At 69.8% G+C, this 16,573-nt stretch carries 18 protein-coding genes; 13 read left to right on the forward strand and 5 right to left on the reverse strand.

Annotation, left to right across the window (positions count from 1 at the left end; translation table 11 throughout):
* Positions 1–105 precede the first annotated feature (105 nt).
* The 4 genes from JJL56_RS10480 to JJL56_RS10495 are packed head-to-tail and all read left to right on the forward strand — an operon-like array spanning position 106 to position 4,668.
* Complete coding sequence (locus tag JJL56_RS10480) at positions 106–1,533, forward strand: hypothetical protein (RefSeq protein WP_200485092.1); 1,428 nt, start codon at positions 106–108, stop codon at positions 1,531–1,533.
* 20 nt (positions 1,534–1,553) lie between these two features.
* Positions 1,554–2,711 (forward strand): alginate O-acetyltransferase AlgX-related protein, encoded by a 1,158-nt coding sequence (locus JJL56_RS10485; RefSeq protein WP_145625430.1) that lies wholly within the window; start codon positions 1,554–1,556, stop codon positions 2,709–2,711.
* Positions 2,712–2,740: 29 nt separating this feature from the next.
* The gene (locus JJL56_RS10490; RefSeq protein ID WP_200485093.1) at positions 2,741–3,745 is read left to right on the forward strand and encodes a glycosyltransferase; all 1,005 of its coding nucleotides are present in this window, start codon (positions 2,741–2,743) and stop codon (positions 3,743–3,745) included.
* Positions 3,745–4,668 carry a glycosyltransferase family 2 protein gene (locus JJL56_RS10495; protein WP_200485094.1) on the forward strand — a complete coding sequence of 308 codons (924 nt, stop codon included), beginning with the start codon at positions 3,745–3,747 and terminating at the stop codon, positions 4,666–4,668. Before JJL56_RS10490 ends, JJL56_RS10495 begins: the two co-directional genes overlap by 1 nt.
* Before the next feature lie 31 nt (positions 4,669–4,699).
* On the opposite strand, the gene JJL56_RS10500 is transcribed toward JJL56_RS10495, so the two are convergent.
* Entirely contained in the window at positions 4,700–6,202 is a 1,503-nt protein-coding gene (locus JJL56_RS10500; RefSeq protein ID WP_200485095.1) for a hypothetical protein, read from the reverse strand.
* 217 nt (positions 6,203–6,419) lie between these two features.
* On the opposite strand from JJL56_RS10500, the gene rpmH reads away from it, so the two are divergent.
* The 6 genes from rpmH to JJL56_RS10530 all read left to right on the forward strand — a co-directional run bounded on the left by rpmH (position 6,420) and on the right by JJL56_RS10530 (position 11,205).
* Positions 6,420–6,554 (forward strand): 50S ribosomal protein L34, encoded by a 135-nt coding sequence (gene rpmH, locus JJL56_RS10505; RefSeq protein WP_014239280.1) that lies wholly within the window; start codon positions 6,420–6,422, stop codon positions 6,552–6,554.
* A 5-nt stretch (positions 6,555–6,559) separates the two neighbouring features.
* Positions 6,560–7,042, forward strand: coding sequence for a ribonuclease P protein component (gene rnpA, locus JJL56_RS10510; RefSeq protein ID WP_145625438.1), 483 nt, complete (start codon positions 6,560–6,562; stop codon positions 7,040–7,042).
* Positions 7,039–7,359, forward strand: coding sequence for a membrane protein insertion efficiency factor YidD (gene yidD / locus JJL56_RS10515; protein WP_145625440.1), 321 nt, complete (start codon positions 7,039–7,041; stop codon positions 7,357–7,359). Before rnpA ends, yidD begins: the two co-directional genes overlap by 4 nt.
* 26 nt (positions 7,360–7,385) lie before the next feature.
* Positions 7,386–9,125, forward strand: coding sequence for a membrane protein insertase YidC (gene yidC, locus JJL56_RS10520; protein WP_145625442.1), 1,740 nt, complete (start codon positions 7,386–7,388; stop codon positions 9,123–9,125).
* Between the two features lie 144 nt (positions 9,126–9,269).
* On the forward strand, positions 9,270–9,932 hold the full coding sequence (gene yihA / locus JJL56_RS10525; RefSeq protein ID WP_145625444.1) for a ribosome biogenesis GTP-binding protein YihA/YsxC: 663 nt from the start codon (positions 9,270–9,272) through the stop codon (positions 9,930–9,932).
* Positions 9,933–9,936: 4 nt separating this feature from the next.
* On the forward strand, positions 9,937–11,205 hold the full coding sequence (locus tag JJL56_RS10530; protein WP_200485096.1) for a cation:proton antiporter domain-containing protein: 1,269 nt from the start codon (positions 9,937–9,939) through the stop codon (positions 11,203–11,205).
* 4 nt (positions 11,206–11,209) lie between these two features.
* Here JJL56_RS10530 and JJL56_RS10535 read toward each other — a convergent pair whose 3' ends face one another.
* Positions 11,210–11,455: a hypothetical protein gene (locus JJL56_RS10535; RefSeq protein WP_145625448.1), complete on the reverse strand. Its 246-nt coding sequence runs from the start codon at positions 11,453–11,455 to the stop codon at positions 11,210–11,212.
* A 168-nt stretch (positions 11,456–11,623) separates the two neighbouring features.
* Here JJL56_RS10535 and argB point away from each other — a divergent pair, with 168 nt between their 5' ends.
* Genes argB through JJL56_RS10550 form a run of 3 tightly spaced genes read left to right on the forward strand, consistent with a single transcriptional unit; the run spans position 11,624 to position 13,850 of the window.
* On the forward strand, positions 11,624–12,523 hold the full coding sequence (gene argB / locus JJL56_RS10540) for an acetylglutamate kinase (RefSeq protein WP_145625606.1): 900 nt from the start codon (positions 11,624–11,626) through the stop codon (positions 12,521–12,523).
* A 26-nt stretch (positions 12,524–12,549) separates the two neighbouring features.
* Positions 12,550–12,852 (forward strand): hypothetical protein, encoded by a 303-nt coding sequence (locus JJL56_RS10545; protein ID WP_200485097.1) that lies wholly within the window; start codon positions 12,550–12,552, stop codon positions 12,850–12,852.
* Between the two features lie 14 nt (positions 12,853–12,866).
* Entirely contained in the window at positions 12,867–13,850 is a 984-nt protein-coding gene (locus JJL56_RS10550) for a magnesium transporter CorA family protein (protein ID WP_200485098.1), read from the forward strand.
* Between the two features lie 7 nt (positions 13,851–13,857).
* Here JJL56_RS10550 and JJL56_RS10555 read toward each other — a convergent pair whose 3' ends face one another.
* The 3 genes from JJL56_RS10555 to JJL56_RS10565 all read right to left on the reverse strand — a co-directional run bounded on the left by JJL56_RS10555 (position 13,858) and on the right by JJL56_RS10565 (position 16,365).
* Positions 13,858–14,400: an MAPEG family protein gene (locus JJL56_RS10555; RefSeq protein WP_200485099.1), complete on the reverse strand. Its 543-nt coding sequence runs from the start codon at positions 14,398–14,400 to the stop codon at positions 13,858–13,860.
* Positions 14,401–14,406: 6 nt separating this feature from the next.
* Positions 14,407–15,363 (reverse strand): acetyl-CoA carboxylase carboxyltransferase subunit alpha, encoded by a 957-nt coding sequence (locus JJL56_RS10560; RefSeq protein WP_200485100.1) that lies wholly within the window; start codon positions 15,361–15,363, stop codon positions 14,407–14,409.
* A gap of 87 nt (positions 15,364–15,450) precedes the next feature.
* Positions 15,451–16,365: an EamA family transporter gene (locus tag JJL56_RS10565; protein ID WP_200485101.1), complete on the reverse strand. Its 915-nt coding sequence runs from the start codon at positions 16,363–16,365 to the stop codon at positions 15,451–15,453.
* Positions 16,366–16,573: the final 208 nt, after the last annotated feature.

Below are 16,573 nucleotides of genomic sequence, written 5' to 3' on the forward strand. Positions count from 1 at the left end.
CGCCTTCGCTCCCCGAGGGCCGGCACGACGACACCGCCCCACCGGCCGACACCACCGGCCGTGGCCGGCGGTGTCGCGCGTTCACGAGGCAAGGCGGAGTCCGGCATGATCGAAACGGCGTTGATCGCGCAGGTGCTGGTGGTGGCCCTGGTCGTCGTGGTGTTCCTCAGCACCGGCACCGCGTCGATGTTCCACCCGCTGACCTACTATCTGATCTTCCACACGCTGGTCTTCGTGATCCGCCCGCTGCTGGTCCACGGCTTCGGCATCGACAACGCCTGGCTGTTCATGGGCTACTGGCCGAGCGCCGGAGAGTTCGTGAAGTCGCTGACGGTCAGTTCGGTCGCCCTGATCGCCTTCTCCGCCGCCTGCGGCTGGGCCGGGCGGGTGAAGCCGGACTTCAGCCGGGCGCCCACCTTCACCTTCGACCGGCTGGACATCACCGCCTTCGCCCTGACCGTGGCGGCGCTGGGGCCGCTGGCCATCTACTCGGCGATCCTGCGCCAGGACGGTGCCGACTTCACCGGCACCGGCGACGTGCAGATGGAGCGCGACCCGCTGACCGGCCAGCCGGTCTACGTCAACACCACCGGCTACATCGCCGAGGCCCATTCGATGGGCCTGCCGCTGACGCTGGGCATCATCTGGGTCAGCCGCTTCCACCCGCTGTCCTTTATCCCCTTCATCGCCTTCGTCAGCTACCGCGCCTATCTGGGCTGGGGGCGCTGGGCGATCATCATGGGCGTGCTGGGCATGGTGCTGCTGATCCTGTACCACACGCGCACCAAGTGGTTCCGCTGGTGGCAGCTCGCCTGCGGCCTGCCGGTGCTTCTTCTGTTCCACACGCTGGGCAACAACCGCGACTTCCTGCGCGGCGTTCTGGCCGGCACCGAGAGCCCGGGCAAGCTGTTCAGCGTCTTCCAGGGCGGCCAGGGCTCCTTTGTGGAGAGCGTGTCGAACCAGGACATCGCCAACTTCGACTTCCTGGCCTTCATCCTGTGGGCGGTGCCGCAGCAGTCGGGGACCTACACCTGGTTCACCCAGTATCTTCAGCTCTTCACCGAGCCGATCCCGCGCATGCTGTGGCCGGACAAGCCGATCGGCGCGCCCATCAAATGGGTGTCCCTGCACGATTTCGGCAACTTCTCCAACCTCACCACCTCGCTGGCCGGCGACGGCTGGATGAGCGCGGGGTGGATCGGCGTGATCGTCACCATGGTGGTGGTCGGGCTGATCCTGGGCCGGCTGCACCGCTGGTTCTGGGAGTCGGGCTTCACCAACCGCTACGCGGTGCTGTTCTATTGCGCCTTCATCCCGCTGTCGCTGCAATGGTACCGCGACGGCAACATCACCATCGTCAAGTTCGGTTTCTTCTCGCTGCTGCCCATCCTGCTGTGGATCGGCGCGACCAAGGCGCTTCGGCTGTGGATCGGCGACTCCGCCGGCTCGCCGCTCGCCCAAAGCCGCATGTCCGTCTTCCATAAGCCCGCCTTCCGCCTGCCCGGATTCCGGTTCCCCGCGGACCGGGCGTGAGGCGACCGGTGAGGGGCGGGTTGGACAGGATCGTTCTGCGCGGGCTGGCCCTGGCCGCGGCGCTGGTCCTGCCGCTGGCCTTCGCGCTGGACCCGCCTAACGGCGACCTGACGGAGTTGGGCGGCTACGCGGAGAACCGCTTCGGCCCCAGGGCGCCCCAGGCAATCTTCGTGCCGCCGCTCGCCGAGCCGGCGCGGCCCGGCGCCTCCTACGACGTGCTGGTGTTCGGCGACGGCTTCTCCCGGCCCGAGGCGGAGGAGCGTCACGCCCGCTACGGCCATTACTGGACCGACCACCTGCGCAACCTGACCGGTGTGACCGTTGGCTTGCGGTCCGCGGGCACCGCGCCGTTGGCCGCCTATCTGGCCTCCCCCGATTTCCGGGAGCGCCCGCCGCGCGTCGTGATCCTTCAATTATCCGAACGCGACCTGGGGGAGCGCGTCGCCGGGCTGGCGCTGTCCACCGTCACCACCCCCCGCCCCCACAGCGTAGCGACCTTGCGCCCAATCGCCGTCGAGCCCCTCAACCGCCAGCCCCGGACCATGGAGCGCACCCGCGCCCAGGCCTGGAGCCCGCCGCCGATCGGCCACGCGCTGGACCTGCTGGTCAAGGCGCTGCCGCGCGCGCTGCTGAACGTGACCGGCGGCCCGGTGGAGGAGCGGTCCCTGGCCTATGCGGGTCTATTCAGCTCCGCCGCTGCCACGACCACCCTCTTCCGCGCGGAGGATTTCCAGCCCTGGCGCACCGACCGCCGCCTGCTGGAAGAGCGCCGCGCGGGGTTGCACGCGATCCAGGACGCGGTGCAGGCCAACGGGGTGACGCGCTTCCTGCTGCTGGTCGCGCCAGACAAGGGGACGGTCTACGCCGATTTCCTGCTCACCCCCCCACCCCACCGGTCCGCGGTGGACGAGGTCATGGCCGCCGACCCGACGCTCCAGGCGGTGCCGCTGGCGGCCGGCCTGACGGCGCTGGCCGCGGGCGGGGTGCGCGATCTCTACGCGCCCAACGGCAGCCGCTGGGGGCTGGAGGGGCAGCTCTACGCGGCGCGGACGGTCGCCCGCACCCTGGGGCGGCTGGGCGTGCTGTCCGGAGCCGCCGAAGCATCGCCGGACGTCGCCATCCTGCCCTGTCGGCCGGATCAAGGCGACTGCACCCCCACCCCCACCCAAACCGACTGATGGACAGGACCAGGAGGAACCGCCCAGCCATGGCTCAGGACACTTTTCCGGCAGACGACGCCCCAGCGGACATCGCCCGCGGCGTCGTGGCGATCGTCGTCACCCACAACCGCCTGCCGCTTCTGGCCACCTGCGTCGCGGCGATCCTCGGGCAGCACCCGCGACCGGAGCGGCTGGTGGTGGTGGACAGCGGCTCCAGCGACGGCACGCCGGACTGGCTGGCCGCGCAGGCGGAGGAGTGGGGCGACGCGCTGGTCGTGGTGCGGCAGGCCAACTGCGGGTCGGCCGGCGCCTACCACACCGCCTTCGAGACGGCGCTCGGCCTCGGCGGACGCTGGATCTGGAGCACCGACGACGACGGCATCCCGCAGCCCGGCGCGCTGGCCGAACTGCTGGCCCAGGCGCGGCATCACGGCCTGTCCATGGTCGGCCCGCTGGTTCTGGCGGCGGAGGACCGCTCCACCCTGGCCTTTCCCATGCAGGGCACCCGCGACCCCGACAGTCTGATGGCGCGCGCGGTGGACGGGCTGGTGCCGGGCACCATCGCCCTGTTCAACGGCACGCTGATCGGGCGGGCGGTGTTCGAGCGGATCGGCAACGTGAAGCGCGAGATGTTCATCTGGGGCGACGAGTACGAGTTCACCCTGCGCGCCCGCCGCGCCGGGCTGACGGTCGGCACGGCGGTGAAGGCCCTGCACATCCATCCCGGCATGTCGCGGACGGAGCACAAGGTGCTGGGCGGCCGGCTGGGCACGGTGGAGACGATGCGGGCCGACCGGGCGCCGCATTTCTTCCGCAACATGGGCTACATCCACGCCAACTACGAGAAGGCCGGGGTGATTCCGCGAATGATCGCCAAATACACCGCCCATTATCTGGTGAACCGGGATTTCCGGGGCCTGCGGGTTTTCCTCGACAACTACCTGTCCGGCCTGCGCGACATGTATCCGGAGGAGCTGAAGCGCCCGCCGGTCCGGCTGCCCCTGCCCGAGCGGCCGCGCGCCGCCCCGTCCTCCTCCAGCGAGGTCGCCTGATGCCCACCGTCAGCGCCGTCATCGCCACCTTCAACCGCGCGCCGGAGCTGCGCACGGCGCTGTCCCGCCTGCTGGCCCAGACGCATCCCGTCGCGGAGATCCTGGTGGTGGACGACGGGTCCACGGACGGCACCGACGCCATGGTGCGAGGGGAGTTTCCCACCGTCCGCTACGTCCGGCTGCCGCACAACGCCGGGCTGATCTACGCCCGCAATTTCGGCTTCGTGAACACGGCGGGCGACTACGTGCTGTCGGTGGACGACGATTCCTGGTTTGCCGAGCCGGACGGCCTCGCCCGCGCGGTGGCCTACATGGAGACGCACGCGGACGTGGCGGCGCTGGCCTGCAACATCGAGACGCGCGACGGGCTGGTCTATTTCCCGCCGCAGGCCGCCCCCTTCGACGCGCCCTGGTACGTCGGCTGCGGTCATCTGCTGCGTCGCAGCGCGGTTGCCGCCGCCGGCCTCTACATGCCGGAGCTGTACCGTCAGGGGGAGGAGAAGGACCGCTGCCTGCGGCTGATCGGCGCCGGCCACCGGGTGGTCGCCCTGCCCGGCGTCATGGTCTATCACGACAAGAGCGAGAAGGGCCGCAAGCCGGGGCTGGAGCGTTTCTACAACCACCGCAACGACCTGATCCGCGAGATCGCCCGCTGCCCCGCCCGCCTGCTGCCCTGGCGCTTCGCGCGGAGCTGGATCGGCAACAGCTGGAAGAACCTGCGCCACGGCCCGCGGCTGACCGACCTGAAGGTCCTGCTGGCCCTGCCGGAGATCCTGCGCATCGGCCTGAAGCACCGCGCCCCCGTCAGCGAGGACGCCTACCGCCGCTGGCTGCACCTGTCCAAGACGGCCGCACCCGGCCTTCCCCAACCCGACCCCGCGCCAGCCCACAATCCCCTCTCCCGCCCAGCGCGGGAGGGTTAGGGTGGGGGCAAGCCGCTCCCCTTAATCCCCCCTACGCCGACGTCCGCGCCAGATGGTGCCCGATCGCCGTGCGCAGCTTGTTCAGACGGCGCGGCAGCTTGCGCAGCTGGCGCAGCACGGCGGGCTGCGGCGGGTTGATCGGCTCGCTCAGCAGGTCGGGGGCCATGCGGCGGATCAGCTCCGCCTGATGCTGGCTGGAACGCCGGACATCAACCGGCATGGCCAGGGCGATGGCCAGGAAATCGGCGCAGTTGCCGACCTGGAAGAGCTGCCGCCCGGTCAGGTCCACCCCCTGGTCGATGGCCGACAGCCAGCCGGCCACCCGCTGCTCCAGATAGAAGCGGTCGCGCAGGTCCATCGTGCCGCCCGGCAACACGTCCGGCGTCCGCGCCACCCAGGCCAGCCATTCGCGCAGCGCCTCGCAATGGGACGGCGGGTTGTAGAGCTTGCCGCGGAAGGCGTCGAACATGCGGGCGGCGGTGTCCTCGCCATCGGCGGCGAGGCCCGGCGGGATCTGCCCCCAGTAGAAGCAGCGCGCCACCTCGAAGACCCCACCGTGCAGGACGACGGCACCCTCCGGCACGCCGTCCCAGGCGCCGTTGGCGTAGAATTCCCCGTCCATCGCCGCGGTGTGCCCGCCGGTGTGGGCGGCGTAGTCCCGCGCGCGCTGGGTGTCCAGCGGCGGACAGGGGATCAGGTGATGCTCCACCCCGGCCAGCCGGGCCAGCTTCGGCGGCAGCTTGCGGTCGCCCGGCGTCAGGTCGCGGTGGTCGAAGGTGAAAGTGGCGAAGGGCACCGCGGCCTTCTGCGCCGCGGCTAGCAGCAGCCGCGTGTCGTAGCCGGCGGTGAGCTGGAGCATCAGCGGACGGTGGCCGCCATCCGGCCCCGACAGGGTCCGGTGCAGGTTGCGGATGGCGGTGACCAGGATCGATTCCATCCGCTCATAGGCGAGCGAATCGGAAAAGCCCGGCGGAACCGCCGGGAAGGGCCGGCGGAAGGTCAGGAAACCCGGATCGTCCATCGGGCGGGCGGGGTCGAGCACCTGGGTCGGCAGCAGCCGCCGCACCCCCGCCAGCCCGGAACCGGGCAGCGGGTACCAGTCCAGCCCGGCCTCGTGCGCCAGCGGGCGGCGGAAGGTCGCCTCGTCGCCCAGCAGTTCGGCCATCACCCCGGCGCTGGAGGTGAGCGTCAGGGCGCCGTCCACCATCGCGTAGAAGCAGCCGAGCGTCCCGCCGGTGTCCAGGTGGACCGCCCGGTTGTTGAGCAGCAGCCAGCGTCCCGTCCAGGAACGGCACAGCTCCGCGATGTCCCCGGCGCGCGCAGCCGCCAGCGCCTCCACCGGGTCCGGGCGGGCCGGGTCGGTCTGCACGGGCAGGCCCAGCAGATGCCAGACCGTCTTGTCGGCGCCCAGCACGCGCCGGACCGGCAAGTCGGGACAATGGGACAGGACGAGCCCGCCGATGTCACGGCTCACCCAATCCGGACGGAGCGCCTGGGCGTTTCTGGACACGATGAATTGCCGCCGGTGCAGCATGCCGACTTCCCCCGGACCTTTCGCGATGTCAGGGGGTAAACACGCCGCACGGCGGGGGAGGCAGGGCCCTACCCCTTTTCACCCTCCTTTGCGCCACCTTCCATCCGGACGGAGAATATTTCCCACGCTTGGGTGGCAGCGCGTGATTGACTCCGGGGGGCGGTACCTCTATACAGCGGGGCTCATTTTTTGCCCTGAGATCGAGGAGTATGGTGCCGTGAAACGCACGTTCCAGCCCAGCAAAATCGTGCGCAAGCGCCGGCATGGCTTCCGCGCCCGCATGGCGACCGTCGGTGGCCGCAAGGTGATTGCCCGCCGTCGCGCCAAGGGCCGCAGTGTCCTGAGCGCCTGATACGCATGGCGGCGCCGGACCCCAGGGTCGGGCGCCTGAAGCGGCGGCCGGAATTTCTGGCCGTGGCCGGTACACGGCGCAAGCATGTGGCACCCGGCCTTATCCTGCAGGTGCGCCGACACGACGAACGGCAGCGGCCCGCCCCTGGCGAGCCGCCGATTCGTCTTGGCCTGACGGCGAGCCGCAAAGTGGGGAACGCGGTCGTGCGCAATCGCGCACGCCGCCGCCTTCGCGAAGCGGCCCGCCAGATTCTGACCGCCCACGCGGCCCCCGGTCACGATTTCGTGCTGGTGGCCCGCGCCGCGACGGCCGAAAGGCCGTGGACGGAGCTGGTGGGCGATCTGACTGCGGCGCTGAAACGCCTCGGTCTGTGGCGCGATGCGTCCAAGAGCGAGGTGCCTAAGAGCGAGGCGAATGGCGGGCCAAACGCCGTCACACCCAACGGCGGGACCGGCAACGGTTCCGGCGGTGGGGAGGCCGGCGCGTGAGCCCGCTCGCCTTTTTTCTGCGCGCGCTCGTGGTCGGCTATCAGTGGACCCTGTCGCCCTTCATCGGGTGGCACTGCCGATTTCAGCCGACCTGTTCAAACTATGCGCTGGATGCGCTATCTAAGCACGGAGCGATCCGGGGCAGTTGGCTGACCGTCCGGAGGCTTCTGCGCTGCCATCCCTGGGGCGGGTGGGGATATGATCCCGTGCCCGAACCGGGGCGGTCCAACCGCTGTTCGCACGGGCCGGACGACGCGGCGCATCGATGCAGCAATTCGCATGCCGGCCTGAAAACCGGCGTTCGGCCCCCTTCTTGATGAAGGCCCACGGCAACCGGGATGCCATGACCGATCAACGCAACCTCATCCTCGCGATCGCTCTGTCGATCGCCATCCTCCTGGGATTCCAGTATTTTTACGATGGACCCCGGGTGAAGCAGCAGCAGGCTGCGCAGCAGGCCGCCCAGACGGAGCAGTCGGTCGCCCCCGGCGCCGCGACCGCGCCGGGCGCCGCTCCCGGTTCGGTTCCCGGCACGGCGGCTCCCGCCACGGTCCGCGACCGCGCCGGCCTGCTCGCCGAGCAGATGGCCGCCGGAACGCGCGTCAAGATCAACACGCCGTCGCTGCACGGATCGGTCAATCTGGTTGGGGGACGCATCGACGACCTGACGCTGGCCGACTACCGCGTCACTCCCGATCCCAAGAGCCCGGAAATCGTGCTGCTGGCCCCCGCCGGCACGCCCGAGGCCTATTACGCCGAGTTCGGCTGGGTTCCGGAGGACAAGTCGCAGCCGGTCCCCGGCGCTGACACCCGCTGGACCGCCGCCGGCACCGCGCTGACGCCGGACCAGCCGCTGACCCTGACCTGGGACAACGGCAAGGGACTGGTGTTCGAGCGCACCATCGCGGTCGACCAGAACTTCATGTTCACGATCACCCAGAAGGTGCGCAACACCGGTTCCGCCCCGGTCAGCCTGCTGCCCTACAGCCTGGTCAGCCGCGCCGGCACGCCGCACACCGACGGCTACTACATCCTTCATGAAGGCCCGCTCGGCGTCTTCGACGGCAAGCTGAACGAGCACAAGTACGACGACCTGCGCAAGGCCGGCACCGTCTCCGCCCAGAGCACGGGCGGCTGGATCGGCATCACCGACAAGTATTGGCTGGTCTCGCTGGTCCCGGACCAGAAGGCCCCGATGACCGCCCGCTTCGTCCACTCCGCCCCCGGCGGCACCGACCGCTATCAGGTCGACACGCTGGGCAAGGCCGTGGAGGTCGCCCCCGGCGCCACCATCGAGCTGACCGACCGGCTGTTCGCCGGCGCTAAGCAGGTCCGCCTGCTGGACGAGTATTCGGACAAGCTGGGCATCGCCAACTTCGATCTGGCGATCGACTTCGGCTGGTTCTACTTCCTGACCAAGCCGTTCTTCTACGGGCTGGACCTGCTGGGCCGCCTGTTCGGGAACTTCGGCATCGCCATCCTGGTCTTCACCGTGATCGTCAAGGCGGCCTTCTTCCCGCTGGCCAACAAGTCGTATCACGCGATGGCCAAGATGAAGAAGCTGCAGCCCAAGATGATGGAGCTGCGCGACCGCTTCGGCGACGACAAGGTCCGCCTGAACCAGGAGATGATGGCGCTCTACAAGCGCGAGAAGGTCTCGCCGGTGTCGGGCTGCCTGCCGATCCTGATCCAGATCCCGGTCTTCTTCGCGCTCTACAAGGTGCTGTTCGTGACCATCGAAATGCGGCACGCGCCGTTCTTCGGCTGGATTCACGACCTGTCCGCGCCCGATCCGACCACCATCTTCAACCTGTTCGGTCTGATCCCGTGGCAGCCGCCGCACCTTCTGATGCTGGGCCTGTGGCCGATCATCATGGGCATCACCATGTACTTCCAGCAGAAGCTGAACCCGGCGCCGCCCGATCCGGTGCAGCAGAAGGTGTTCCAGTTCCTGCCGATCATCTTCACCTTCATGCTCGCCAGCTTCCCGGCTGGTCTGGTGATCTACTGGGCTTGGAACAACACCCTGTCCATCGCCCAGCAGTGGATCATCATGCGGCAGGACGGTGTGAAGGTGACCTGAGGGTCCGTCTCACCTGATACCCGGCTTCCCTGAACCTCAGGGCATCGACCGCCGGCAAGCGCCTCCTTGACGGGCGTTTGCCGGCGGTTATGTTTTGGGCCGGTCACGTTCATCCGCACCCCGTGTCTTTCGAAAGCGCCGTCCATGACCTCTTCCAGCAGCTCCCCGATCTCCGGTTTCGACGAGGAGGCCCTGGAAGCGGGGCGGCTTCTGTTCGCCAAGGAATGCGATTTCATCTGGGGCGCCCAGACGGCGGAGCAGCTGCCGGAGGCCGACCTGCCGGAGGTCGCCTTCGCCGGCCGCTCCAACGTCGGCAAGTCCAGCCTCGTCAACGCGCTGACCGGGCGCAAGACGCTGGCCCGCACCTCCAACACGCCGGGCCGCACCCAGCAGCTCAACTTCTTCAACCTCGGCAACCGGCTGAAGCTGGTCGACATGCCCGGCTACGGCTACGCCAAGGAGTCGAAGGAGAAGATCGAGATCTGGAACGACATGGTCCGCCGCTTCCTGCGCGGCCGCGTCACGCTGCGCCGGGCGCTGGTGCTGGTCGATTCGCGCCACGGGCTGAAGCCCAACGACGAGGAGATCATGACGATGCTCGATCAGGCGGCGGTGCCCTACGTCGTCGTCCTGACCAAGTCGGACAAGGTGCGGTCGCAGGAGCTGGCCGAGGTGAGCACGCGCACCGTGGCGGCCCTGAAGAAGCACCCCGCCGCTTTCCCGGAGATCCACGCCACCAGCGCCGAGAAGGGCCAGGGGATCGCGGAGCTGCGCGCCAGCCTCGCCCAGCTCGCCAGCCTGGGATGACCCGATGCCCGTCGAGCTGACGCCGGCCCTGCTGTTCCTCATCCAGGCCATCCTGCTGATCGCCGGCCCGTTCCTGTTCTGGCGGTTGTCCGGCCTGAAGCATGTGGCCCCGATGGTGGTGATCCAGATCCTGTTCGGGATCGCGCTCGGCCCGTCGCTTCTCGGGCAGGCCGCGCCGGAGCTCTGGCAACCGCTGTTCGCCAGGGAGTCGCTGGCGCCGCTCTCCGGGCTGGCTCTGCTCGCCGTGGTCTTCTTCGCCTTCCTGACCGGGCTGCATCTCGATCTGGAGGAGTTCAAGGGGCGCGGGCGCGCCTTCGTCGGGATCAGCCTGTCGAGCATGCTGGTGCCGACGCTGCTCGGCGGGGCGCTCGGCTGGTGGATCGTCGGCGTCTTTCCCGAGATGGCCGGGCCGAAGGCCGATCCGCTGCTGTTCGCCGCGGGGTTCGGCATCTGCGTCGGGGTGACCGCCCTGCCGGTGCTGGGGGCCATCCTGCGCGAGATGGGTCTGATCGGCGAGCGGGTCGGGCGGCTGGCGCTGGGCTACGCGGCGGTCAACGACGCGCTGCTGTGGCTTCTCATCACCGCCGTGCTGGCGCTGGCGGCGGGGGGAAGCGGCGGGGTCGCCGGGGTGGCGTGGATCGCCGTCCTGGGCTTCGCCTATCTGGCCGCGACGGAGCTGTTCGCGCGCCCCCTGCTGACCCGGCTGATGAACCGCATCGCCCCGGACGGCACGGTCGGCGACATGGTGGTGGTGGTCACCTGCGCCGCCCTGCTCGGCTCCGCCGCGGTGACGGAGCTGATCGGTCTGCACTACATCCTGGGCGCCTTCGTCGCCGGCACGGTCATGCCGCGGCGGCTGGCGGCGGCCATCCTGGACCGGCTGGAGCATTTCGCCACGCTGATCCTGCTGCCCTTCTTCTTCACCCTGACCGGGCTGAAGGTCGATCTCGACCTCGCCGCCTCGGCGCAATGGTGGGTCTTCGCGCTGGCGACGGTGGCGACCATCCTGGGCAAGGTCCTGGGCACCGCCCTGCCCGCCCGGCTGTCGGGCGAGAGCGCCGCCGATTCCTGGCGCCTCGGCACGCTGATGTCCTGCAAGGGGCTGATGGAGGTCATCGTCCTGACCATCCTGCTGGAAGCCGGGGTGCTGTCGGAGGCCTGCTTCTCCGCCATGGTGCTGATGGCGGTGGTGGTCACCGCGCTGACCCAGCCGATGACCCTGCTGGCCGGGCGGATCGCCGGCCGCCGGGCGGGCCACGCCGGCGCGTCCTGACCTCTCAGCCGGGCTTGCGCACGTTTCCCGTCACCACCGGATCGGCGCCCGGCCCCTCGGAATCCAGCCTGCCCGACCCGGCCTTTCCGTCCCCGCGCGCCTGCTCCTTCAGCGCTTTGTTGGCCTCCGTCACCTCCTGCGCGTCGGGTGAGCCGTAGATCTCCTCGGCCCGCCGGGCGGTCTCCTCCATCTCGGCCTTGTGGGCCTCGGTGAAGGGGGTGCGCGGGGTCGGCATGATGCGGTCGTTCATGGCTCCGTCCTCTACGGTTCATCCCATCCGGGCGAACCGCCGGGCGCGGCAAGGGTTCCCGGACGCGGCACCCTCCTGAAAAAGCCCCCTAGGCACCCCCGGCGCTTTCCGTTAAAGAGTCGGCGGAATCTCACCCGATTGGCCCACCCCGACGAACGGCTCCATCCCGTGCAGAACACGACCCGCGACGAGTGGCTCGCCAAGGCCCGCACCCTGTCCGAAGCCCTGCCCTACATGCGCCGCTACGCCGGGCGCACCTTCGTCATCAAGTACGGCGGCCACGCCATGGGTGACGACAGCCTGGCGGAGAAGTTCGCCCGCGACATCGTCCTGCTGAAGCAGGTCGGCATCAACCCCGTGGTCGTGCACGGCGGCGGCCCGCAGATCGGGCAGATGCTGCAGCGGCTGGCCATCAAGTCCAGCTTCATCGACGGCCTGCGCGTCACCGACAAGGAGACGGTCGAGGTGGTCGAGATGGTGCTGGCCGGCTCCATCAACAAGCAGATCGTCGCCGCCATCAACAACGCGGGCGGCCGCGCCGTCGGCCTGTCGGGCAAGGACGGCAGCCTGATCACCGCGCGCAAGCTGCGCCGCACCCAGCGCGACCCGGACAGCAACATCGAGAAGGTGCTGGACCTCGGCTTCGTCGGCGAGCCCTATCAGGTGAACCCGCAGATCCTCACGTCGCTGGCCCAGTCGGACATCATCCCGGTCATCGCTCCCATCGGCTTCGACCGCAACGGCGACACCTACAACATCAACGCCGACACGGCGGCGGGCGCCGTCGCCTCGGCGCTGGGCGCCACCCGCTTCTTCCTGCTGACCGACGTGGCCGGCGTTCTGGACAAGAACAAGGAGCTGGTGCCGCGCATGTCGCTGGACCAGGCGCGCGCCGCCATCGCCGACGGCACCGCCACCGGCGGCATGATCCCGAAGATCGAGACCTGCATCGACGCCGTCGAACAGGGCGTGGACGCCGCCGTCATCCTGGACGGCCGGGTGCCGCACGCCCTGCTGCTGGAGATCTTCACCGAGGGCGGGGCCGGCACGATGATCGGCCGCGAGTAACCGGGTTTAAGCGAAGGGGACCGGCCATGTCCGACGTGCGCAAGGACCTGCTCCGCCAGATGAAGGCCATCCGCGAACGGATGGACCCGAAGCTGCTGGAGCGCGCCAAGCTGTCGGTCTTCGGCAAGGTCCCCTACGACCGCGACTCGGCGAAGGAAGCCGTCGGGCATTTCCTGGAGTCCAAGGACGACGGCGGGGCTTTCCGGCGCAAGCTGGAGGACGCGCTGCGCCAGGACGGCGTACCGCTCGATCTCCCGAAGGGGGACGCCGACGGCCCCGCCGAGACGCCCCAGCCGCGCAAGCCGCGCCGCTTCGGTCGCCTCCTCTAAGGCGGGCCGCCGGCATGCTCCACGTCTTCGCCTGCGACGGTGACCGGCTGCGCTGGGCCCGCGAGGCCGAGGGCGTCAGCACCCCGCTGCCCGCCGAAGCCGTCTGGCTCGACCTGCAGAACCCGACGCCCGAGGAGCTGGCCCGCGCCGAGGCGCTGATGGGCATCAAGCTGCCGACTCGGGAGCAGATGGCGGAAATCGAGGAATCGAGCCGCCTGCGCCTCACCCCCGGCGCCGTGCACATGACCGCGCTCGTCCTGGTCTGGGCCGACACCGACCAGCCGCGCATCGTCCCGGTCAGCTTCGTCCTGGCCGGCGGGCGGCTCGCCACCATCCACACCGTCGATCCGCAGCCCTTCCTGGCCTTCCGCCGCCGCGTCACCCGCAGCGGCGGCGCGGAGCGAACGGCGGAAGCCGTTCTGGCCGCCCTGCTGGATGGTGTGGTGGAGCGCACCGCCGCCGTCCTGCGCCGCGTCGGGCTGGAGCTGGACACCATGGGCAGCCGCGCCTTCCGCGGGCGCGCCCTGCCGGTCAAGGGGGAGCGGCGGGACGACAGCCGCACGCTGAAGCGCATCGGCCACACCGGGCACCTGATCGGCAAGGCCCATGTCAGCCTGTCCACGCTCAACCGCCTGCTGACCTTCCTGGCCCGCGGCGAGGGCTGGACCCCGGCCAAGCGGACCCGGCGCTGGGCGCGCGCCGCTTTGCAGGACGTGACGGGACTCGGGGAATACGCTCAATTCCTGTCGGGGAAGGTCAGCCTGCTGCTGGACACCACGCTGGGCCGCATCAACGTGGAACAGAACGAGATCATCAAGATCGTCTCGATCCTGACGGTCACGCTGTTCCCGCCGACGCTGGTCGCCAGCATCTACGGCATGAACTTCGCGACCATGCCGGAAAAGGACTGGACGTTCGGATATCCGCTGGCGGTGATGCTGATGATCCTGTCGGCGGCTCTGCCGATGATCCACTTCAAGCGACGGCGCTGGCTGTAAATTCCGCTCAGCCGATGGCCAGCGCCAGCGCCCAGCCCAGCACGACGAGGTTGACCGTCAGCGTGACCGCCATGCCGGGGGCGCGGGCGTAGGGGTGGATCACGTAACCCGCCCAGAACAGAAGACGCCCCACAACGAACAGAGCGGTCGCCAGCCGGGCGAAGCCCAGGTCGGGCAGCGGCATCTGCGCCACCAGCGCCGCCAGGGCGGGCACGAAGATCAGCGTCTGCTCCACCGTGTTGGTCAGCACGCGCTGGCTGACCCGATGGAAGCGCGACTCGGCGTCGTCGATGGGGTTCAGGGCGACGGAGCGGGCGCGGGCGACCAGCACCCCGCCCACCGTCAGGAACAGCAGCAGCGCCGGCCAGAGGGCGAGACGCCCCCAGAAGGCCATGCGCGCCCCCGGATCGGCGATGCCGGGCGGCGGGGCAAACAGCGGGGGCAGCAGCCACAGGGCCAGCAGGGCTACGGCCACCGCAGCGAGGTTGACGGTGGCCGCCAGACGCAGAAGACGGGTCTTGGAAGGACGGGTCTCCGGCGCGGCGGCCATGGCGTCTTACCCCAGGCCCTTCTGGCCCATGTCGAGGAACTTCTGGCGGCGCTGGGCGCGGATCGCCGCGCCGTCCAGCCCGTCGAGATCGCCCAGCGACTCCTCGATGGCGTCGCCGAGCGCCTTGACGGTCTCCGCCGGGTCGCGGTGGGCGCCGCCGATCGGCTCGCTCACCACCCGGTCGATGACGCCGAGTTCCTTGAGGTCGTGGCTGATCAGGCGCAGCGCGACGGCGGCCTCGCCGGCCATGTCGGGGTTGCGCCAGAGGATCGACGCGCAGCCCTCCGGCGAGATGACGGAGTAAATGGCGTGCTCCAGCATCAGCACCCGGTCGGCCGTCGCGATGGCGATGGCGCCGCCGGACCCGCCCTCGCCGATCACCGCGGCCACCATGGGCACGGACAGGCGCAGGCAGCGTTCGATGCTCTTGGCGATGGCCTCGGCCTGGCCGCGCTCCTCCGCCTGGACGCCGGGGAAGGCGCCGGCGGTGTCAACCAGCGAGACGACCGGCAGCTTGAAGCGGTCGGCGAGGTCCATCAGGCGCTGGGCCTTGCGGTAGCCCTCGGGCTTGGCCATGCCGAAGTTGTGGCGCACGCGCGTTTCGGTGTCGTGGCCCTTCTCCTGCCCGATCACCACGACCGAGCGGCCGCGGAAGCGGCCCAGCCCGCCGATGACCGCGCGGTCCTCGGCGAAGCCGCGGTCGCCGGCCAGCGGCGTGAAGTCGTCGATCAGCCCCTTCACATAGTCCAGACAGTGCGGACGGTTCGGGTGGCGGGCCACCTGCACCTTCTGCGCCGGGGTGAGCTTCGCGTAGGTCTGCCGGAGGAGCTTGTCGACCTTGGTCTGCAGCTTCGTCACTTCGTCGGCGATGTTGATGTCGCCGGCGTTGGTCAGGTGGCGCAGTTCCTCGATCTTGCCTTCAAGCTCGGCGATCGGCTTTTCGAATTCCAGGAAGGTTTGCATGCCGGAAGGATCACGGACCGAATAGGATAGGACGCGGACGTCGCGGACCGGCCTTGGTACCACGGTGCGCGGCGGCGATGCCACAGCTTATCGCGCGAATCGCCGGCCAAAACTGACCAGAAGCACGCCCAGGACGATCACCGCCGCCCCGCCCCACACCCAGGGGGAATAGCGCTCGCCGAACAGCAGCGTCCCGGTGCCCAGCCCGACGGAGGTCGCCACGTAACCGATCTGGCTGAGATAGACCGGCCCGGCGACGACCTGGAGCCGGAAATACAGCACATAGGTCAGCGCCGTCACCGCGATCTGGAGCAGGGCCAATCCGGGTGCAAGCCCCAACGCCGGCAGCTCCGCCACCGCCCCGGTGCCGAGCAGGGCCAGCGCGACCCAGCCCGCCCCGCCCAGCATGGTGCCTGCGGCCAGCGCCACCGGCTGCCCGCCCGGCGGCCAGGCCACGGTGCGGTAGACGTTGCCCGCCGCGACCGACAGCGGCATGACGAAGGCCAGCGCCATCCAGCCCGCCAGATCGGGCGAGGGCAGGCTGCCGCGCGGCCCCACGATCATCAGCGCGCCTATGAGGCCCAGCAGGATGCCCGCCACCCGCCCGCGATCCGGTTTCTCGATCCGCACGGCCACCGCCATCAGCAGCGTCAGGATCGGCGGCAGCGTATAGACCACCGCCGACAGCCCGGCCCCCAGCCACGGCATCACGAAGAACAGAACCACATTGGGCAGCGCCATCGACAGCAGCCCCGAGACCGCGAAATAGCGCAGGTACCGCCCGCTCAGGGGCATCGGTTGCCGTTTGAAACGCGCCAGCCCGGCCAGGATCACCCCGGCGCCCAGCATCATGGAGAAGGCCCAGGGCAGCGGCGGCACGCCGGCCGCCTGCGCGATCTTGGTGACCGGAAAGATCACCCCGATCAGCCCGCCGACCAGAAGCAGGAGCGCAAGCGACTCGGCCCCGCGCGAGGCCGGCGGAACGGTGGAGGGTGTGGGCACGGGGACGAAACCTCTGGCTCAGAACGCGGGCAGGCCAGCGAACATGGCGAAGCCCCCGCCTTTTGCCAAGCAGGTCGGGCACATTGGAGAAGCGCGTGTGAGCGTCGCCCCCACCCCGGCCCTCCCCCGCTGCGCAGGGGAGGGTGCCTTCTGCGAAGCGGCGTCCGTCCCCTCCCCTGCGCAGCGGGGGAGGGTTAGGGTGGGGGCC

Origin of the sequence: Azospirillum aestuarii, assembly GCF_016632405.1 — a bacterium.
Classification (GTDB): domain Bacteria; phylum Pseudomonadota; class Alphaproteobacteria; order Azospirillales; family Azospirillaceae; genus Azospirillum; species Azospirillum aestuarii.

Excerpts from the sequence above, each read along its gene's own strand:
- JJL56_RS10480 (WP_200485092.1), top strand. The coding sequence starts at position 106 with ATGATCGAAACGGCGTTGATCGCGCAGGTGCTGGTGGTGGCCCTGGTC.
- JJL56_RS10500 (WP_200485095.1), bottom strand. The coding sequence starts at position 6,202 with ATGCTGCACCGGCGGCAATTCATCGTGTCCAGAAACGCCCAGGCGCTC.
- JJL56_RS10490 (WP_200485093.1), top strand. The coding sequence starts at position 2,741 with ATGGCTCAGGACACTTTTCCGGCAGACGACGCCCCAGCGGACATCGCC.
- JJL56_RS10545 (WP_200485097.1), top strand. The coding sequence starts at position 12,550 with ATGTCCGACGTGCGCAAGGACCTGCTCCGCCAGATGAAGGCCATCCGC.
- JJL56_RS10550 (WP_200485098.1), top strand. The coding sequence starts at position 12,867 with ATGCTCCACGTCTTCGCCTGCGACGGTGACCGGCTGCGCTGGGCCCGC.
- JJL56_RS10535 (WP_145625448.1), bottom strand. The coding sequence starts at position 11,455 with ATGAACGACCGCATCATGCCGACCCCGCGCACCCCCTTCACCGAGGCC.
- yidC (WP_145625442.1), top strand. The coding sequence starts at position 7,386 with ATGACCGATCAACGCAACCTCATCCTCGCGATCGCTCTGTCGATCGCC.
- rnpA (WP_145625438.1), top strand. The coding sequence starts at position 6,560 with ATGGCGGCGCCGGACCCCAGGGTCGGGCGCCTGAAGCGGCGGCCGGAA.
- JJL56_RS10530 (WP_200485096.1), top strand. The coding sequence starts at position 9,937 with ATGCCCGTCGAGCTGACGCCGGCCCTGCTGTTCCTCATCCAGGCCATC.
- JJL56_RS10555 (WP_200485099.1), bottom strand. The coding sequence starts at position 14,400 with ATGGCCGCCGCGCCGGAGACCCGTCCTTCCAAGACCCGTCTTCTGCGT.
- yihA (WP_145625444.1), top strand. The coding sequence starts at position 9,270 with ATGACCTCTTCCAGCAGCTCCCCGATCTCCGGTTTCGACGAGGAGGCC.
- JJL56_RS10495 (WP_200485094.1), top strand. The coding sequence starts at position 3,745 with ATGCCCACCGTCAGCGCCGTCATCGCCACCTTCAACCGCGCGCCGGAG.
- JJL56_RS10560 (WP_200485100.1), bottom strand. The coding sequence starts at position 15,363 with ATGCAAACCTTCCTGGAATTCGAAAAGCCGATCGCCGAGCTTGAAGGC.